Raw genomic sequence first — 14,834 nt, 5'->3', positions numbered from 1 at the left:
CTCTATGTTGCTACAGAGCCCTCAATGTTTCAACGAGTAGTAGATCTTTTCTGCCAGCCCTTGCGAAATACCCGGCACTTTTGCAATTTCTTCCATACTGGCGTTGAGTAATCCTTGCAATCCGCCCATATACTTCAACAGCATCTGGCGACGTTTTGGCCCGACGCCTTCAATCGTCTCAAGGGTACTGGTATTTTTCACTTTCGCCCGTTTTTTGCGGTGTCCGCTAATGGCATGATCGTGCGACTCATCTCGGATGTGCTGGATCACGTGCAGTGCAGGGGAATCTGGCGGCAGGCTAAAGCCCTCGCCTTCCGGCTCAAAGAACAGCGTTTCCAGGCCAGCCTTACGATCTGCCCCTTTAGCTACCCCTAGCAGCAACGGATGGTTCTTATCCCACTCCACGTCGAGCGATTCGAATACCGCCTTCGCCTGCCCCAACTGCCCTTTCCCGCCGTCGATAAGGATAACGTCCGGGATTTTGCTCTCTTCAATCGCTTTACCATAGCGACGACGCAGCACCTGATTCATGGCGGCATAATCGTCACCGGGCGTAATGCCGGTGATGTTATAGCGACGATACTCTGCCCGCAGGGGGCCATTCGCATCAAAGACCACACACGACGCCACGGTCTGCTCACCCATCGTATGGCTGATGTCGAAGCATTCCATGCGTTTCACTTCCGGCAGCTTGAGCAGCGTAGCAAGCGCGGTTAAACGTTGGCTGACGGTCGATTGCTGGGAAAGTTTGGTGGTCAGCGCCGTGGCGGCATTGGTTCGCGCCAGCTTCAGATAACGCGCACGATCGCCGCGCGGTTTCGTCTGGACATTCACCCGGCGGCCTGCCAGCTCTGAAAGTGAGTCCGCCAGCAGGGTTTTATCGTCCAGCGTGAAGTCGAGCAGGATCTCCGAGGGCAGCGTACGCATCTGGCTGCCCTGCAAATAAAACTGGCCGACAAAGGTCTCCACCACTTCACCCATCTCAGTCCCGCCCGGCACTTTCGGGAAGTAACTGCGGCTGCCGAGCACTTTGCCCTGACGAATAAACAGCACGTGAACGCAGGCCAGGCCGGCGTCAAAGGCAACGCCGATGACATCGAGGTCGTCGCCCGTATTGGAAACAAACTGCTTCTCGGTCACCCTGCGCACCGCCTGGATCTGGTCGCGGATGCGTGCGGCCTCCTCAAATTCCAGCGCCGCGCTGGCTTTTTCCATGCGGGTAATCAGTTGCGTCAGCACCTGATCGTCTTTCCCGGCTAAAAACAGGCGGACATATTCCACCTGCTGCGCGTACTCTTCTTCGCTCACCAGCCCTTCAACGCATGGTCCCAGGCAGCGGCCAATCTGATATTGCAGGCATGGCCGGGAGCGGTTGCGATAAACGCTGTTTTCGCACTGGCGAACAGGGAAGATTTTTTGCAAAAGCGCCAGCGTTTCCCGCACGGCATAACCGTTCGGGAAGGGGCCGAAATATTCACCTTTCGCATGCTTAGCGCCACGATGCATCGCCAGCCGCGGGTGCGTGTCGCCGCTCAGGAAGATAAACGGATAGGACTTGTCATCACGCAGCAGAACGTTGTAGCGCGGCTGATACAACTTAATGTAGTTGTGCTCAAGGAGCAGCGCTTCCGTTTCCGTGTGCGTTACGGTGACATCAATGTTGTGTATAAGTGCGACCAGCGCTTCGGTTTTACGGGAGGCAAGGTTGCTGCGGAAATAGCTTGAAAGGCGTTTCTTCAGATCTTTCGCCTTACCGACATAGATAACCGTACCGCCAGCATCGTACATCCGGTAGACGCCTGGCTGGCTCGTGACGGTTTTCAGAAATGCTTTTGAATCGAACGCTTCACTCACTGACTTATTAACGACTCCGCATTGCACAAACCATGGCGAATGGCCAGGTGAGTCAGTTCGACATCACCGTGAATGTTCAGTTTACTGAACATCCGATAGCGATAGCTGTTGACCGTTTTCGGGCTGAGATTCAACTGCTCAGAAATCTCATTCACCTTCTGACCTTTAGTGATCATTAGCATAATCTGCAATTCGCGCTCAGACAAACTGGCAAACGGAGATTCCGTTTTTTCCGGTTCAATCTGACTCAACGCCATCTGTTGAGCAATATCAGAAGCGATATAGCGCTGCCCTGCGTGAACGGTGCGGATCGCATTGACGACTTCCTGCGGTGCAGCACCTTTACTGAGATACCCCGCAGCCCCCGCCTGCATGACCCTGGCGGGCAGCGGATTTTCGGTATGGACGGTCAGCATGATGACTTTGGTATCAACGAACATGCGCGCGATTTTGCGCGTGGCTTCAAGCCCGCCAATACCGGGCATGTTCATATCCATCAGCACCACGTCTGCGGAGTTCGCGCGACACCATTTGACGGCATCTTCGCCACAGCACGCCTCGCCGGCAACTTTAATACCCTTTATATCTTCAAGAATGCGTCGTATCCCTGCGCGCACCAGTTCGTGGTCATCAACAAGAAGGACGTTGATCAAAGGAAATGTCTCCAGAATAGGGATAACGCTACTGACTGCTAATTGGGTTTATATTAACGGTTTTCCATGCAAGATTAAAACGCTAAAAAATCGGCTATACGATTCGGGTCTCGTTTTTGGAAATTAGGCTGTACAGTAAGTGGAAAGAAAACCCATGTGTACTGGGCTTTACTGCTATTTTTTTAGCACCAGCATTCAAAAAGCCACCAAAACATTTGTTAACGTAAACTAAAAAATGCTCTCATTTTTTTGTAACAACAATTAACGGATGGCGTACCGGCGATAAACATTTAATTGTCGCTAACATATTGGGCAGATTACCTTCATAATCCGCACCGGCCAATAATCAATACGCGTAAAAGTATAAAAAACAACCACTGCATTTTTTGCCGCAGCTTGTGGTATACTCCGCCGCCTTAACTTTCATCGTCGCGCTCATGCGCTGTTTTATAATGAGGAAAATAAATGAGCACACCTGAATTTGCCACTGCCGAGAATAACCAGGAACTGGCACAGGAAGTAAACTGCCTGAAGTCGCTGCTGACGCTTATGCTACAGGCGATGGGCCAGGCTGATGCTGGACGTGTGATCATTAAAATGGAAAAACAGATCGCGCAGATGGAAGATCAGGCGGAATCCGCTGTTTTTGCCAATACAGTTAAGCAAATTAAACAAGCCTACCGCCAGTAACAAAAAAGGCTGGATGCAGTGCATTCAGCCTTTTCCTCGTCTGACACGCAGAACGTGATATCAGTCAAATAAGCCCAGTCGCCGCGGCATAACACGCTATCTGGATCTTATTCGGCGCGTTGAATTTCTTCTGCATATTCTTCTGATGGAAGTTGACGGTATTTTCCGAGATGGAAAGAATGATGGCAATTTCTGCCGACGTCTTCCCTTCTGCGGTCCACTTCAGAATTTCCCGTTCACGCTTGCTGAATTTCATTTCCGGCGGCATCACCGTCTCATGTTCAAAGCGCAACAGTGTAGTGAGCGCCATCTGAACCAGCATTTGTAAACGCAGCTCAATTTCTTCACTGGATATCGAGTGTGCCTGTAAGCTAGTACATGACACGGAGAGGAAGCCGAGCGCATGATTTGGCAGCATCAGACACTGGGTTATTCCCTTACGTAAACCGTGGTCCCGCGCGCCGTCCCATAATTGCTGGGCATCCGTGAATAATTCATCCGTCCAGGGCAAATGACCCTGAATGAAATTCTCCGGCTTCAGTACCGGGTCAATGGCGAAATAATTCTCGGATTGATATTGCGCCATCCATTGTTGCGGATAACTGGAATGGACGGATGTTCGCGGGCGGGTAAATGGCACAGGGTGTCGAACACAAAGCGCATAATAATCGAATTCAAGCGCCTGCGTTTGTCGCTGAAGTTCCTGATATACCTCGTCAGCACAGGTCATTTCCTGAAACCGGAGGACGCATTCCCGTCGCCAGGTGAAAAAGTCTATATCCCTCATACTTGCCGAATGAAGCCTCTGATAAAGATAATCATTATTATGGTGAATATAACCTAACACATAAAGCAGGATCATTTATATAAAATATCGACCACAGACGGATTATCTTTAATTTGGCGATGGCTTATCCACATCGGGTGGAATAAAAAATCAACAAAACTGAATTTAAGGGAGGATAATTTGCTCCAGAAGTGACATCTGGAGCAAATTGAGCGTGAAAATGCTACTGCATTAAGAATTTTTCAAGGAACTGGCGGGTTCGAGGCTGCTGAGGTTTGGCAAACAGCGCCTTAGCTGGCCCCTGCTCTACTATTCGCCCCTGATCCATGAAAATTGCCCGATCGGCAACGTCGCGAGCGAAGCTCATTTCATGCGTCACAATCACCATCGTGCGTTTTTCCTGCGCCAGCTGTCGGATAGTGTTAAGCACTTCCCCGACCAGCTCAGGATCGAGTGCGGATGTGGGTTCGTCGAACAGGATCACATCCGGGCGCATCGCCAGCGCGCGCGCAATGGCGACACGCTGCTGCTGTCCGCCAGATAACCGACGCGGATAGCTCGTCTCCTTCCCGGCCAGGCCAACCTTCGCCAGCAGCTCGCGGGCGCGGGCCGTCGCGTCTTCCTTTGGTTCACCCTTTACGATGACCGGACCTTCGATAATATTTTCCAGCACCGTACGGTGCGGAAAGAGATTAAAGCTCTGGAATACGAAGCCAACATGCTGACGCAGGCGGCGAATCAGCCCTTTTTGCTGGCTGATGGGTTTCCCGGTATCAATGGTGATATCGCCCACGCGGATCGTCCCACCTTCGGGCTGCTCAAGCAAATTAATGCTGCGCAACAGCGTGGTTTTCCCTGACCCACTCGGACCGATAATTGCCACCACTTCGCCCTGCTCAACCTCAAGGTCGATGCCGTGCAGCACCGTTTGCCCGTGGAATTTTTTCACCAGGTTTTTGACGTCAATTGCACTCATTTTGGATCTCGCTCCTGGCGGTTAAGCTGGTTTTCAAAATAGTTTTGCAGGGCGGACAGCACCGTCGCCATCACCCAGTAAATCAGCGAGGCCGCCAGATACATGGTAAACACTTCCAGCGTGCGCGAGGTGATCAGCTGCGCCTGACGGAACAGCTCCGGCACCTGAATGGTCGCCGCAAGCGAGGTGTCTTTCACCAGGCTGATAAAGCTGTTGCTCAGCGGAGGTAGCGCCACGCGCGCCGCCTGGGGCAGGATCGCCCGGCGCAGCGTCTGCCACGGGGTCATCCCGATACTGGCCGCTGCTTCCCACTGTCCTTTATCGATGGACGAGATCGCCGCACGCAGCGTTTCAGAGGTGTACGCCGCCGTATTCAGCGACAGGCCAATCATCGCCGCCGGGATCGGATCCAGCTCGATACCGAACTGGGGCAGCCCGTAGTAAATCATAAACAGCTGGGCGATAAGCGGCGTTCCGCGAAACACGGAGATGTAAAACCGCGCCAGCCACCGCACCGGCCAGACGTTCGACATGCGCATCAGTGCCAGCACAAACCCGAGCACCAGCCCGAAGAACATCCCGCCGATACTGAGCTGTAAAGTAAACACTGCGCCTTTAAGCAAGAACGGCAGCGAATCAATTACCAGTTGAATACTTTCTTGCATTATTATTTTTCTACCTGATTTTTAGACATGGGGATGATAGGCAAACAGCGCAGGCGCCCCGCCAGTATGAACAAACAAAATGGGTCCTTCATCCTTAAAGCGCTTGCGGGCGATGCCGTCGATAAGGCCCGCCATCGCCTTACCGGTATAGACAGGGTCAAGCAGAATACCTTCGAGGCGGGCCAGCAGCTTAACGGCCTCCATCCCATCATCATTGGGGGTGCCATAACCCGGCGCGAAGTAGTCATCCCACAGCAATATTTCCGCCTTCGCCTGAAGCGCAAGCTGTTCTGCCACCGCCTGTTGCAGGGTGACGACTTTCGGCTTTTGATCCGCAACGCTTCTGGAAACCGTCACGCCAATCAACTCTACGTCCGGCATCAGTTGCTCAAGCCCGACCGCTAAACCGGCATGGGTACCCGCGCTGCCGGACGCCACTACCACCGAGGACAAACTCACCGCGCCTTCGCACTGCTGGGCGATTTCCAGCGCGCTCTCAACATAGCCGAGGGCACCCAGCGCATTCGAGCCGCCAACCGGGATGACGTACGGACGAAAGCCCTGCGCTTCCAGGCGCGTCGCCAGTTCATCAAGCTGTGCAGCCGGGTCGGTCAACGCGTCAACCATTTCAACCTGCACGTTGAACAGATCCAGCATCAGGCGGTTACCGTTAGTCAGGTAATTCTCTGCCTGCGTGCCAATCGGGTTCTCCAGCAGGGCTACGCAGTGAAGGCCCAGCTTCGCCGCCACTGCCGCCGTCTGGCGAACGTGGTTAGACTGAATTGCCCCGGCGGTGATCAGCGTGTCCGTCCCCTCGCGCAGGGCATCGGCGGCGAGAAATTCCAGCTTGCGCAGCTTATTCCCGCCCATCGCCATGGGCGTCACATCGTCACGCTTAATGAAAATATCGCGCCCCAGATAGTCAGAAAATCGCGGCAGATACTCCAGCGGCGTGGGTGCGCCGATAAATTCCAGACGGGGAAAGCGCGTTAAATTCTGTAGTGACATGGTTCCTCCGGTCACGCAAACAATTGTTATTTCATTATGCACGCAGACGCGCGAGAAATAAAAAAGGCGCTTTTAAAAGCGCCTTTTTTTGTCGGTCAGAGACTTATTTCGTCACGTCTGCGCCGAACCACTTCTCAGAAAGCGCCTTCAGGCTGCCGTCTTTCTGCATTTCAGCAATGGCAGCATCAATGGCTTTCAGCAGATCTTCGTTACCTTTACGCACCGCCACGCCGGACTCCTGACGGGAGAATGCATCGCCCGCGACGGCCAGGGTATTGTTGGTTTTCTTCACCAGATCCAGCGCTGCCAGGCGGTCAACCAGAATGGCGTCTATACGGCCTACGCGCAGATCCTGGTATTTCGTCGGGTCATCATCATAGGTGCGGATGTCCACGCCCTGCACGTTCTGGCGCAGCCACTCTTCGTAGTTGGTGCCCAGACCGACGCCGACTTTCTTACCTTTCAGATCCGCGGCGGATTTGATGCTGCCTTCGTTACCTTTCTTCACCAGCGCCTGGATACCGGACACGGTGTACGGCGTAGAGAAGTCATACTTCTTCTTACGCTCGTCAGAAATGGTCACCTGGTTAATCACCACGTCGATACGTTTGGAATCCAGTGACGCCAGCATACCATCCCATTTGGTCGGTTTCAGGGAGGCTTTGACGCCGAGATGCTTGGCCAGCTCTTGCGCAAACTCCACTTCAAAACCGGTCAGCTTACCGTCGTCGCCCTGGAAGCTGAACGGAGGATAGGTTCCTTCCAGCCCAACCAGCAGCGTGCCGCGCTCTTTGACTTTGTTGAGCAGATTATCTGCCGCGAACGTTTTCACGCTCATCCCCGCGACCAGCGCAACGGCCATCATCCCCATCAGCGCCTGACGACCCAGAACTGCTAATTTCATAAGTACTCCGATACAGTGGAATTTTTGCGTAGTGTAGAGAAATCGCCTGCAACGTCAAAGGCGGCTGCGCTACATCTTATTCTTTTTTAATATATATCAGAAGTTGTTCCGGCGTGGACTTTCTGCTTTATGACGCCCGGCATCTGGACTTTATATTGCGCGTACTTTCGCAGCGCGATGCGGTAATTGTTGGTACTGGTGGCGGGCAGCCAGGGCTCCAGATTTTCATCCAGGTATCCGGTCGTCAGCAGATCGCGGGAGATATTTTGCATGGTCAAATGCTGACCCAGGCGGCGCAGGCGAACCACGTATTCACGCACGGTGCCGTGACTCATCTCCGTTTGTTCAAACAGGAATTGCTTGAAGCCGATAATATCGAAGAAGTCGCTTTGCTCTTTGCAGTGGAGATCGCCACAGAAACGGCAAAGCGCTACCCACTCTTTTTGCTCTTCAAGCCAGGCGGCTTCATCCATCAGCGTGTCGAGGCGGGAAATCGCAATCTTATTCACGATTTCACCGCGACGAACCAGCGTGATGCGGTCGAGTAATTTTTTACAGTGGGCGCAATGCGTCTGGCTGTGTTTAAAGTCTTTCAGGTAGCGGCTTAAAGGCCGTCTTTTAGATTGCTGCACCGTCATGATAACTCCTGGTTGTCAATACGTTGTGCGGCATTTCCAAGGCGAATGACTCACCTATAACTTACCCAGTTTTGTGCGCAGGCGTTTAATGGCCTGGCTGTGCAGCTGGCTCACCCGTGACTCGCCCACCTCCAGCACGGCGCCAATCTCTTTGAGATTGAGCTCTTCCTGGTAATAGAGGGTTAACACCAGTTGCTCACGTTCCGGTAAAGCTTCAATCGCTTCCATCACGCGCTGGCGTAAATTCCCTTCCAGTAAGTGGTGTAACGGGTTTTCTTGCTGATGTTCATCCGTCACCAGCTCGATGCTATCGCCATGCTCTTCGCGCCACTCATCATAAGAGAAGAGTTGGCTGTTATTAGTATCGAGCAACATCTGGCGATACTCTTCAACAGGAATGCCCAGACGCTCCGCCACTTCGGTTTCCGTCGCGTTGCGCCCCAGTTCCTGTTCCAGCTGCCCCATCGCATGCGCCACTTCGCGCGCGTTGCGGCGAACGCTGCGCGGCACCCAGTCGCGGCTGCGCAGCTCGTCCAGCATCGCACCACGAATACGCTGCACTGCGTAAGTCGTAAATGCCGTTCCTTGCAGAGCGTCGTACCGGTCAACTGCATTCAATAACCCGATACCGCCCGCCTGTAGCAGATCGTCCAGTTCCACGCTCGCCGGCAAACGTACCTGGAGGCGCAATGCTTCGTGACGCACCAGCGGAACATAACGCTGCCACAGCGAGTGTTTATCCATTACACCTTCAGCGGTATAGAGTGAATTCACGATAAACAGCCCTGCGTTAGTTGAGTTATCGGCATGATTATCCGATTCTGGAGGGGTTTTAATCGGGTGAATAGTGGGTGAAATGAGGGGTTATTTGGGGGGTTACGCTTGTGCGTGGATAGAAAAAACCCCGCCGAAGCGGGGTTTAAGCGTAATCAGGCGATTAGCCTTGCAGCAGAGACAGAACCTGCTGAGGAACCTGGTTAGCCTTGGCCAACACGGAGTTACCAGCCTGCTGGATTATCTGCGCTTTAGACATATTTGACACTTCGGTCGCATAGTCGGCGTCCTGAATACGGGACTGCGCTTCAGACAGGTTGGTGGTGGTGTTGTTCAGGTTGGTTACCGCAGAGCTCAGACGGTTCTGTACCGCACCCAGAGAAGAACGGAATTTATCGATGGAGCTGATAGCGTCGTCCAAGGCTTTCAGTGGGTCAGTAGTGGCAGTAGTAGCAGTCTGAGCGTCAGTGGTGATCTTACCATTCGCATCTTTGTGCGCAACCTTGCCAGAACCATTGGTGATAGAGCCATCAGTCTGAACAAAATAAGTAGCTGTATTTGTGGTGGTTAATGCAGCGTTGTTATCAACATACACATCCGCAGCACCGTTTTTAACCGCACCGGCGTTGTCAACGGCATAGCCGGTAGATGTTGTATAACCTGCTGCAGCAGCACCGCTCTGCAGTTTGTCAGCGCTGATAGAGGCATTAGTAACATCGATAGTACCAGCCGTACCGCCTGCCAGAGTCAGGGTTTCGCCAGATGCAGTGGTAATAGAAGAAGCAATCGCAGTACCACCGCCGTTAGCCTGCAGACCAGCCAGTGTTGCAACTGGTGGGGTACCCGCGCTGTTTTTGGTCAGGTTGCCGGTAGTATCCAGATACAGAGCAGCACCATCATCTTTAGCGGTTAAAGTACCGTCTTTAGCAATGATGACGTCTTGTTTAGTTGTACCGATAGTAACGGTAGCTGAGGTAGTGTCGCCCGCAGATGGGTTCAGGTAGCTCAGAACCTGTGCAGAGGTCGCGCCTGTTACACCGAAAGTAAACTTGTCGTTTGCTTTATCGTAGGTGTAGGTATTTGCTGCTCCTGAGAGACCATCAGCAACAGTGCCAGCACTGAGGACAGTGTCACCATTTGCCAGGCTACCTAATACATCTGCAGAAGATGCAGCTTTAAATCCTGCAGAACCTGTGTACGTATTACCAGCCAGGGTAAAGCCAGCAGCGGTCATATCGGCTGCAGTTGCAACTGCGTTGGCTACGCCACCTTTACCGTTAACGTTAAAACCGGACAGTTTCAGAGTATTAGAGTCTATTTGTTTCAGGTCGATGGTGATGGTCTGGCCATCGTTCGCGCCAACCTGAATTTTCATGGAGCCGTCTTTTGCCAGCACGTTCACGCCGTTGAACTGGGTCTGACCAGATACGCGGTCAATTTCGTCCAGACGGGATTTGATTTCATCCTGAATTGAGTCCAGGTCAGACTGGGAGTTAGTACCGGTAGAAGACTGAACGGTCAGCTCACGAATACGCTGTAAGTTGTTGTTGATTTCAGACAGTGCGCCTTCAGTAGTCTGTGCAACAGAGATGCCGTCGTTAGCGTTACGTGCAGCCTGAGTCAGACCTTTGATGTTGGAGGTGAAGCGGTTAGCAATCGCCTGGCCAGCAGCATCATCTTTTGCGCTGTTGATACGCAGACCAGATGACAGACGCTCAATGGCGGTAGACATTGAAGACTGGTTCTTGTTGATGTTGTTCTGAGTGATCAGCGAGAGGCTGTTGGTATTAATGACTTGTGCCATGATTACGTTTCCTGTTGTTCATCAAATCTGTGGGTTAGATTTGGGTTTCCACCCTTCGGCTTCATCGCCGTCAATGGTGTTATCGTCTGGTCCAAACCAACCTTTAGATTTTTTTTCAGGATCGCGTTAATTTTTTTAGCCACGGAAATACTCTTCTCCAATAGCGTTATTCTCGCCATTAAAAATTTGAACCTAACCGTAAACTTTCCTGAGTTGAGGCCGATAACCCCACTATTCGTTCTACATGTCGTTACATTAAGGAATAAATATGGCAAGTATTTCTACGTTGGGAGTCGGATCAGGTTTGCAGTTAGGCGACATTCTGGACAGTCTGACCGCTGCACAAAAAGCACAACTGACGCCGATCTCTAAGCAGCAAACTTCCTATACAGCAAAACTTAGTGCTTACGGCACGCTGAAAAGTGCATTGGAATCCTTCCAGACGGCAAATACTGCACTTAGCAAAGCCGATCTCTTTACAGCGACTACCACCGCCAGCAGCAGCACATCCTTCAGTGCTACAACCAGCGGCAGCGCGATTGCGGGTAAATACACCATTAACGTATCGCAGCTTGCGCAGGCGCAAACCCTGACAACAGCTAAAACGCAAAGTGACAATAAAACGGCGATTGCGACAGCGGACAGCACCATCACCATTCAGCAAGGTGGTGACAAGAAACCTGTCACCATTAATATCAGTGCAGAAAACAGTTCTCTAACTGGTATCCGAGATGCGATCAACAAAGCGGATGCTGGCGTAAGTGCCAGTATTATTAACGTCGGTAATGGTGAGTATCGTCTGTCCATTACGTCGAAAGATACCGGTAAAGACAATGCCATGACTATTAGTGTCAGCGGCGATGCGGCACTTCAGTCCTTCATGGGCTACAACGGTAATAGCGCAGATACCGCTAACGGCATGATGGAAAGCGTTACGGCCCAAAATGCGCTATTGAAAGTTAATAACGTTGATATTGAAAACAGCAGCAATACAATCAGTGATGCGCTGGAAGATATCACTCTCAACCTGAACGACGTGACAACCGGTAATCAGACCTTAACGATCACTACCGATAACACTAAAGCGACCAAAGCGATAAACGACTGGGTGACGGCGTATAACTCCCTGCAAGATACTTTCAGCAGCCTCACAAAATATACTGCTGTGGATGCGGGTTCAGACGCTCAGAATACCAGCAACGGCGCGTTATTAGGCGACAGTACGCTACGCACTATTCAGACTCAGTTGAGAAGCGTGCTGAATAATCCTCACACCAGTTCCAATATCAAGACCCTGGCTCAAGCTGGCATCACTACCGACCCAAGCACCGGTAAACTGGAAGTGGATGATGACAAGCTTAGCGCGGCAATGAAAAACAGCGCGGCTGGTATCAAAGACCTGCTGATCGGTGACGGGAAAACATCCGGTATCACCACCACCGTTGGAACAAACCTCACAGGTTGGCTCTCCAGTACCGGCATCATTCAGGCTGCAAAAGATGGCGTCAGTAAAACCCTGAACAATTTAACTAAGCAATACAACGCGGCCAGCGAGCGTATCGACACCATGGTAGCGCGTTATAAAGAACAGTTTACGCAATTGGACGTCATGATGAACTCGCTGAACTCTACGAGCAGCTACCTTACACAACAATTCGAAAATACGTCTTCCAACAAGTAGTAACAGATAATCAGACCCGAGGGGGATAACATGTACGGCGCAAAAGGCACGCAGGCCTACGCAAAGATAGAAGTTGAAAGCGCGGTGATGAGCGCCAGCCAGCAGCAGTTGGTTATCATGCTATTTGATGGTGCCCTCAGCGCGCTGGTACGCGCGCGTCTGTTCCTGGAAGACGGTAATATCCCGGCAAAAGGGTTAGCACTCTCCAAAGCGATTAATATCATCGAAAATGGCCTGAAGGTCGGATTAGATGAAGAGAGTAAAGACGAGTTAACACAAAACCTGATCGCTCTCTATGCCTACATGGTTCGTCGCCTGCTTCAGGCCAACCTTCGCAATGATGCCAGTGCCATCGAAGAGGTGGAGAATTTACTGCGCAATATTGCGGATGGCTGGAAGGAGGCAGCAGGTATACCAACTCTTGTCCAGGACGCCGTCTAATGAGTAACGCACCGCAACTTTATGCCCTTTATCAGCAACTCCTTGAGCAGAGCCAGTTGATGTTGCGACTGGCGCGGCAGGGACTATGGGATGATCTAATCATCTGTGAAACCGACTATGTTAATGCGGTGCACTCACTGGCTCGTCTCACTCAGGAAAGTGAACCTTCGATGCAGATTCAGGAGCAGCTTCGCCCGACGCTGCGGGTGATCCTGGACAACGAAGGCCAGGTAAAAACATTGCTGCAAGCCAGAATGGATGAGCTGGCGAAGCTGGTTGGGCAATCCTCCATCCAGAAAACCGTTCTCTCCACCTACGGTAATCAGGGCGGTCATGTCCTGGTTCCGCAAAGTAATAGCGATATTAATTAGCCATTTAACTGGCGGGCAAGCGTTAACCGTTTCGTTCGCCAGGCATTTCTGCCAAACCTGCTCCATACTTGAGTTTCGCGACCTCATGGAGATGGTGCATGCGCAACCCAACCCTTTTACAATGTTTTCACTGGTACTACCCCACCGGCGGTGAATTGTGGCGAGAAGTCACGGCATTAGCCCCCAACCTGAACGAAATCGGCATCAATATGGTCTGGTTACCCCCGGCCTACAAAGGCGCATCCGGCGGCTATTCCGTCGGGTATGACTCTTATGACCTTTTCGACCTCGGTGAGTTTGACCAGAAAGGCAGCGTCGCCACCAAATACGGCGATAAAGCCCAACTGCTGGAGGCCATCAACGCCTTAAAAAGCAACCAGATTGCGGTGCTTCTGGACGTGGTGGTCAACCATAAAATGGGGGCCGATGAAAAGGAACCCGTCCGCGTGCAGCGCGTGGATGCTCAGGATCGCACCCAAATCAGCGATGAGATCATCGAATGTGAAGCCTGGACGCGCTACACCTTCCCCGTTCGGGCCGGGCAGTATTCGCAGTTCATCTGGGATTACAAATGCTTTAGCGGTATCGACCACATTGAAAATCCCAGTGAGGACGGTATCTTCAAAATCGTTAACGACTACACCGGCGAAGGCTGGAACGATCAGGTCGACGACGAGATGGGCAATTTCGATTACCTGATGGGTGAAAATATTGATTTTCGCAACCACGCGGTGACGGAGGAGATCAAATACTGGGCGCGCTGGGTGATGGAGCAAACCCACTGCGACGGCTTCCGCCTGGACGCGGTAAAACACATTCCAGCCTGGTTCTATAAAGAGTGGATTGAACATGTCCAGGAGGTGGCCCCGCAGCCGCTATTTATTGTGGCGGAATACTGGTCTCACGAAGTGGATAAATTGCAGCAATACATCAATCAGGTGGACGGCAAAACCATGTTGTTTGACGCGCCGCTGCAAATGAAATTTCACGAAGCGTCACGCCAGGGACGCGACTACGATATGAGCCAGATTTTCACCGGTACGCTGGTGGAAGCCGATCCGTTCCATGCCGTAACGCTGGTGGCCAACCATGACACCCAGCCCTTGCAGGCGCTGGAAGCCCCGGTTGAAGCCTGGTTCAAACCGCTGGCTTACGCGCTCATCCTGCTGCGTGAAAACGGCGTGCCGAGCGTGTTCTACCCGGATCTTTTTGGCGCCAGCTATGACGACACTGGCGGGGATGGTGAGACGTATCACATTGATATGCCGGTGATTGAACAGCTCCACGAGCTGATCCTCGCCCGGCAGCGTTTTGCCCACGGCGTGCAAACCCTCCTTTTCGATCATCCAAACTGCATTGCGTTTAGCCGCAGCGGGACAGAGGAGCACCCGGGCTGTGTGGTGGTGCTGTCGAATGGTGATGACGGTGAGAAGACGATCTGCCTCGGCGAGAATTACGGCAATAAGACCTGGCGTGATTTTTTAGGCAACCGCGAGGAAACCGTGACCACGGCGGCGGATGGCGAAGGGACGTTCTTCTGTAACGGGGGAAGCGTTAGCGTCTGGGTGATTGAAGACGCGCTGTAGTA

The 14,834-nt window shown here is 52.3% G+C and carries 16 protein-coding genes; 6 read left to right on the top strand and 10 right to left on the bottom strand.

Translation table 11 applies throughout. From position 1 onward, the window contains the following. Positions 1-21: 21 nt before the first annotated feature. Both uvrC and uvrY read right to left on the bottom strand, forming a co-directional pair. Positions 22-1,854, bottom strand: coding sequence for an excinuclease ABC subunit UvrC (gene uvrC, locus ACOT1A_RS00710; protein WP_023300478.1), 1,833 nt, complete (start codon positions 1,852-1,854; stop codon positions 22-24). Further along, positions 1,851-2,507, bottom strand: a complete 657-nt coding sequence (gene uvrY / locus ACOT1A_RS00705) for a UvrY/SirA/GacA family response regulator transcription factor (RefSeq protein ID WP_017384478.1) — start codon at positions 2,505-2,507, stop codon at positions 1,851-1,853. The genes uvrC and uvrY overlap by 4 nt, the downstream gene beginning before the upstream one ends. A 398-nt stretch (positions 2,508-2,905) precedes the next feature. On the opposite strand from uvrY, the gene ACOT1A_RS00700 reads away from it, so the two are divergent. Next, positions 2,906-2,986 carry a hypothetical protein gene (locus ACOT1A_RS00700; RefSeq protein ID WP_418235935.1) on the top strand — a complete coding sequence of 27 codons (81 nt, stop codon included), beginning with the start codon at positions 2,906-2,908 and terminating at the stop codon, positions 2,984-2,986. Next, positions 2,973-3,197, top strand: coding sequence for a DUF2594 family protein (locus ACOT1A_RS00695; RefSeq protein ID WP_003859644.1), 225 nt, complete (start codon positions 2,973-2,975; stop codon positions 3,195-3,197). The genes ACOT1A_RS00700 and ACOT1A_RS00695 overlap by 14 nt, the downstream gene beginning before the upstream one ends. A gap of 64 nt (positions 3,198-3,261) precedes the next feature. Here ACOT1A_RS00695 and sdiA read toward each other — a convergent pair whose 3' ends face one another. The 8 genes from sdiA to ACOT1A_RS00655 all read right to left on the bottom strand — a co-directional run bounded on the left by sdiA (position 3,262) and on the right by ACOT1A_RS00655 (position 10,753). After that, positions 3,262-3,984, bottom strand: coding sequence for a transcriptional regulator SdiA (gene sdiA, locus ACOT1A_RS00690; protein ID WP_032622448.1), 723 nt, complete (start codon positions 3,982-3,984; stop codon positions 3,262-3,264). A 223-nt stretch (positions 3,985-4,207) separates the two neighbouring features. After that, complete coding sequence (tcyN, locus tag ACOT1A_RS00685) at positions 4,208-4,960, bottom strand: L-cystine ABC transporter ATP-binding protein TcyN (RefSeq protein ID WP_023300479.1); 753 nt, start codon at positions 4,958-4,960, stop codon at positions 4,208-4,210. Then, the gene (gene tcyL / locus ACOT1A_RS00680; protein WP_022648540.1) at positions 4,957-5,625 is read right to left on the bottom strand and encodes a cystine ABC transporter permease; all 669 of its coding nucleotides are present in this window, start codon (positions 5,623-5,625) and stop codon (positions 4,957-4,959) included. The genes tcyN and tcyL overlap by 4 nt, the downstream gene beginning before the upstream one ends. Positions 5,626-5,646: 21 nt before the next feature. After that, positions 5,647-6,633, bottom strand: coding sequence for a D-cysteine desulfhydrase (gene dcyD / locus ACOT1A_RS00675; protein WP_276169830.1), 987 nt, complete (start codon positions 6,631-6,633; stop codon positions 5,647-5,649). Positions 6,634-6,736: 103 nt separating this feature from the next. Next, positions 6,737-7,537 carry a cystine ABC transporter substrate-binding protein gene (gene tcyJ / locus ACOT1A_RS00670; RefSeq protein WP_023300481.1) on the bottom strand — a complete coding sequence of 267 codons (801 nt, stop codon included), beginning with the start codon at positions 7,535-7,537 and terminating at the stop codon, positions 6,737-6,739. Between the two features lie 86 nt (positions 7,538-7,623). Continuing rightward, positions 7,624-8,175, bottom strand: a complete 552-nt coding sequence (gene fliZ / locus ACOT1A_RS00665; protein ID WP_023300482.1) for a flagella biosynthesis regulatory protein FliZ — start codon at positions 8,173-8,175, stop codon at positions 7,624-7,626. A gap of 54 nt (positions 8,176-8,229) precedes the next feature. Further along, positions 8,230-8,949, bottom strand: coding sequence for an RNA polymerase sigma factor FliA (locus tag ACOT1A_RS00660; protein ID WP_003859623.1), 720 nt, complete (start codon positions 8,947-8,949; stop codon positions 8,230-8,232). Positions 8,950-9,112: 163 nt separating this feature from the next. Further along, positions 9,113-10,753 carry a FliC/FljB family flagellin gene (locus ACOT1A_RS00655; RefSeq protein ID WP_022648544.1) on the bottom strand — a complete coding sequence of 547 codons (1,641 nt, stop codon included), beginning with the start codon at positions 10,751-10,753 and terminating at the stop codon, positions 9,113-9,115. A 268-nt stretch (positions 10,754-11,021) separates the two neighbouring features. Between ACOT1A_RS00655 and fliD the strand changes: the two genes are divergently transcribed. The 4 genes from fliD to amyA all read left to right on the top strand — a co-directional run bounded on the left by fliD (position 11,022) and on the right by amyA (position 14,832). Further along, positions 11,022-12,434, top strand: coding sequence for a flagellar filament capping protein FliD (gene fliD / locus ACOT1A_RS00650; protein ID WP_023306515.1), 1,413 nt, complete (start codon positions 11,022-11,024; stop codon positions 12,432-12,434). Positions 12,435-12,464: 30 nt separating this feature from the next. Beyond that, complete coding sequence (fliS, locus tag ACOT1A_RS00645; protein WP_023306516.1) at positions 12,465-12,875, top strand: flagellar export chaperone FliS; 411 nt, start codon at positions 12,465-12,467, stop codon at positions 12,873-12,875. After that, positions 12,875-13,246, top strand: a complete 372-nt coding sequence (gene fliT, locus ACOT1A_RS00640; RefSeq protein ID WP_006811148.1) for a flagella biosynthesis regulatory protein FliT — start codon at positions 12,875-12,877, stop codon at positions 13,244-13,246. The genes fliS and fliT overlap by 1 nt, the downstream gene beginning before the upstream one ends. A gap of 98 nt (positions 13,247-13,344) precedes the next feature. Then, positions 13,345-14,832 carry an alpha-amylase gene (gene amyA, locus ACOT1A_RS00635; RefSeq protein ID WP_276169831.1) on the top strand — a complete coding sequence of 496 codons (1,488 nt, stop codon included), beginning with the start codon at positions 13,345-13,347 and terminating at the stop codon, positions 14,830-14,832. Positions 14,833-14,834 lie beyond the last annotated feature (2 nt).

The sequence above is a fragment of the Enterobacter cloacae complex sp. SYL003 genome (assembly GCF_049236925.1).
GTDB classification, from domain to species: Bacteria; Pseudomonadota; Gammaproteobacteria; order Enterobacterales; family Enterobacteriaceae; genus Enterobacter; species Enterobacter intestinihominis.
The sequence above is the reverse complement of the archived record's forward strand: the minus strand, read 5'-3'. Positions and strand labels throughout refer to the sequence as shown.

Excerpts from the sequence above, each read along its gene's own strand:
- ACOT1A_RS00695 (WP_003859644.1), top strand. The coding sequence starts at position 2,973 with ATGAGCACACCTGAATTTGCCACTGCCGAGAATAACCAGGAACTGGCA.
- sdiA (WP_032622448.1), bottom strand. The coding sequence starts at position 3,984 with ATGAGGGATATAGACTTTTTCACCTGGCGACGGGAATGCGTCCTCCGG.
- tcyN (WP_023300479.1), bottom strand. The coding sequence starts at position 4,960 with ATGAGTGCAATTGACGTCAAAAACCTGGTGAAAAAATTCCACGGGCAA.
- tcyL (WP_022648540.1), bottom strand. The coding sequence starts at position 5,625 with ATGCAAGAAAGTATTCAACTGGTAATTGATTCGCTGCCGTTCTTGCTT.
- dcyD (WP_276169830.1), bottom strand. The coding sequence starts at position 6,633 with ATGTCACTACAGAATTTAACGCGCTTTCCCCGTCTGGAATTTATCGGC.
- tcyJ (WP_023300481.1), bottom strand. The coding sequence starts at position 7,537 with ATGAAATTAGCAGTTCTGGGTCGTCAGGCGCTGATGGGGATGATGGCC.
- fliZ (WP_023300482.1), bottom strand. The coding sequence starts at position 8,175 with ATGACGGTGCAGCAATCTAAAAGACGGCCTTTAAGCCGCTACCTGAAA.
- ACOT1A_RS00655 (WP_022648544.1), bottom strand. The coding sequence starts at position 10,753 with ATGGCACAAGTCATTAATACCAACAGCCTCTCGCTGATCACTCAGAAC.
- fliD (WP_023306515.1), top strand. The coding sequence starts at position 11,022 with ATGGCAAGTATTTCTACGTTGGGAGTCGGATCAGGTTTGCAGTTAGGC.
- fliS (WP_023306516.1), top strand. The coding sequence starts at position 12,465 with ATGTACGGCGCAAAAGGCACGCAGGCCTACGCAAAGATAGAAGTTGAA.
- fliT (WP_006811148.1), top strand. The coding sequence starts at position 12,875 with ATGAGTAACGCACCGCAACTTTATGCCCTTTATCAGCAACTCCTTGAG.
- amyA (WP_276169831.1), top strand. The coding sequence starts at position 13,345 with ATGCGCAACCCAACCCTTTTACAATGTTTTCACTGGTACTACCCCACC.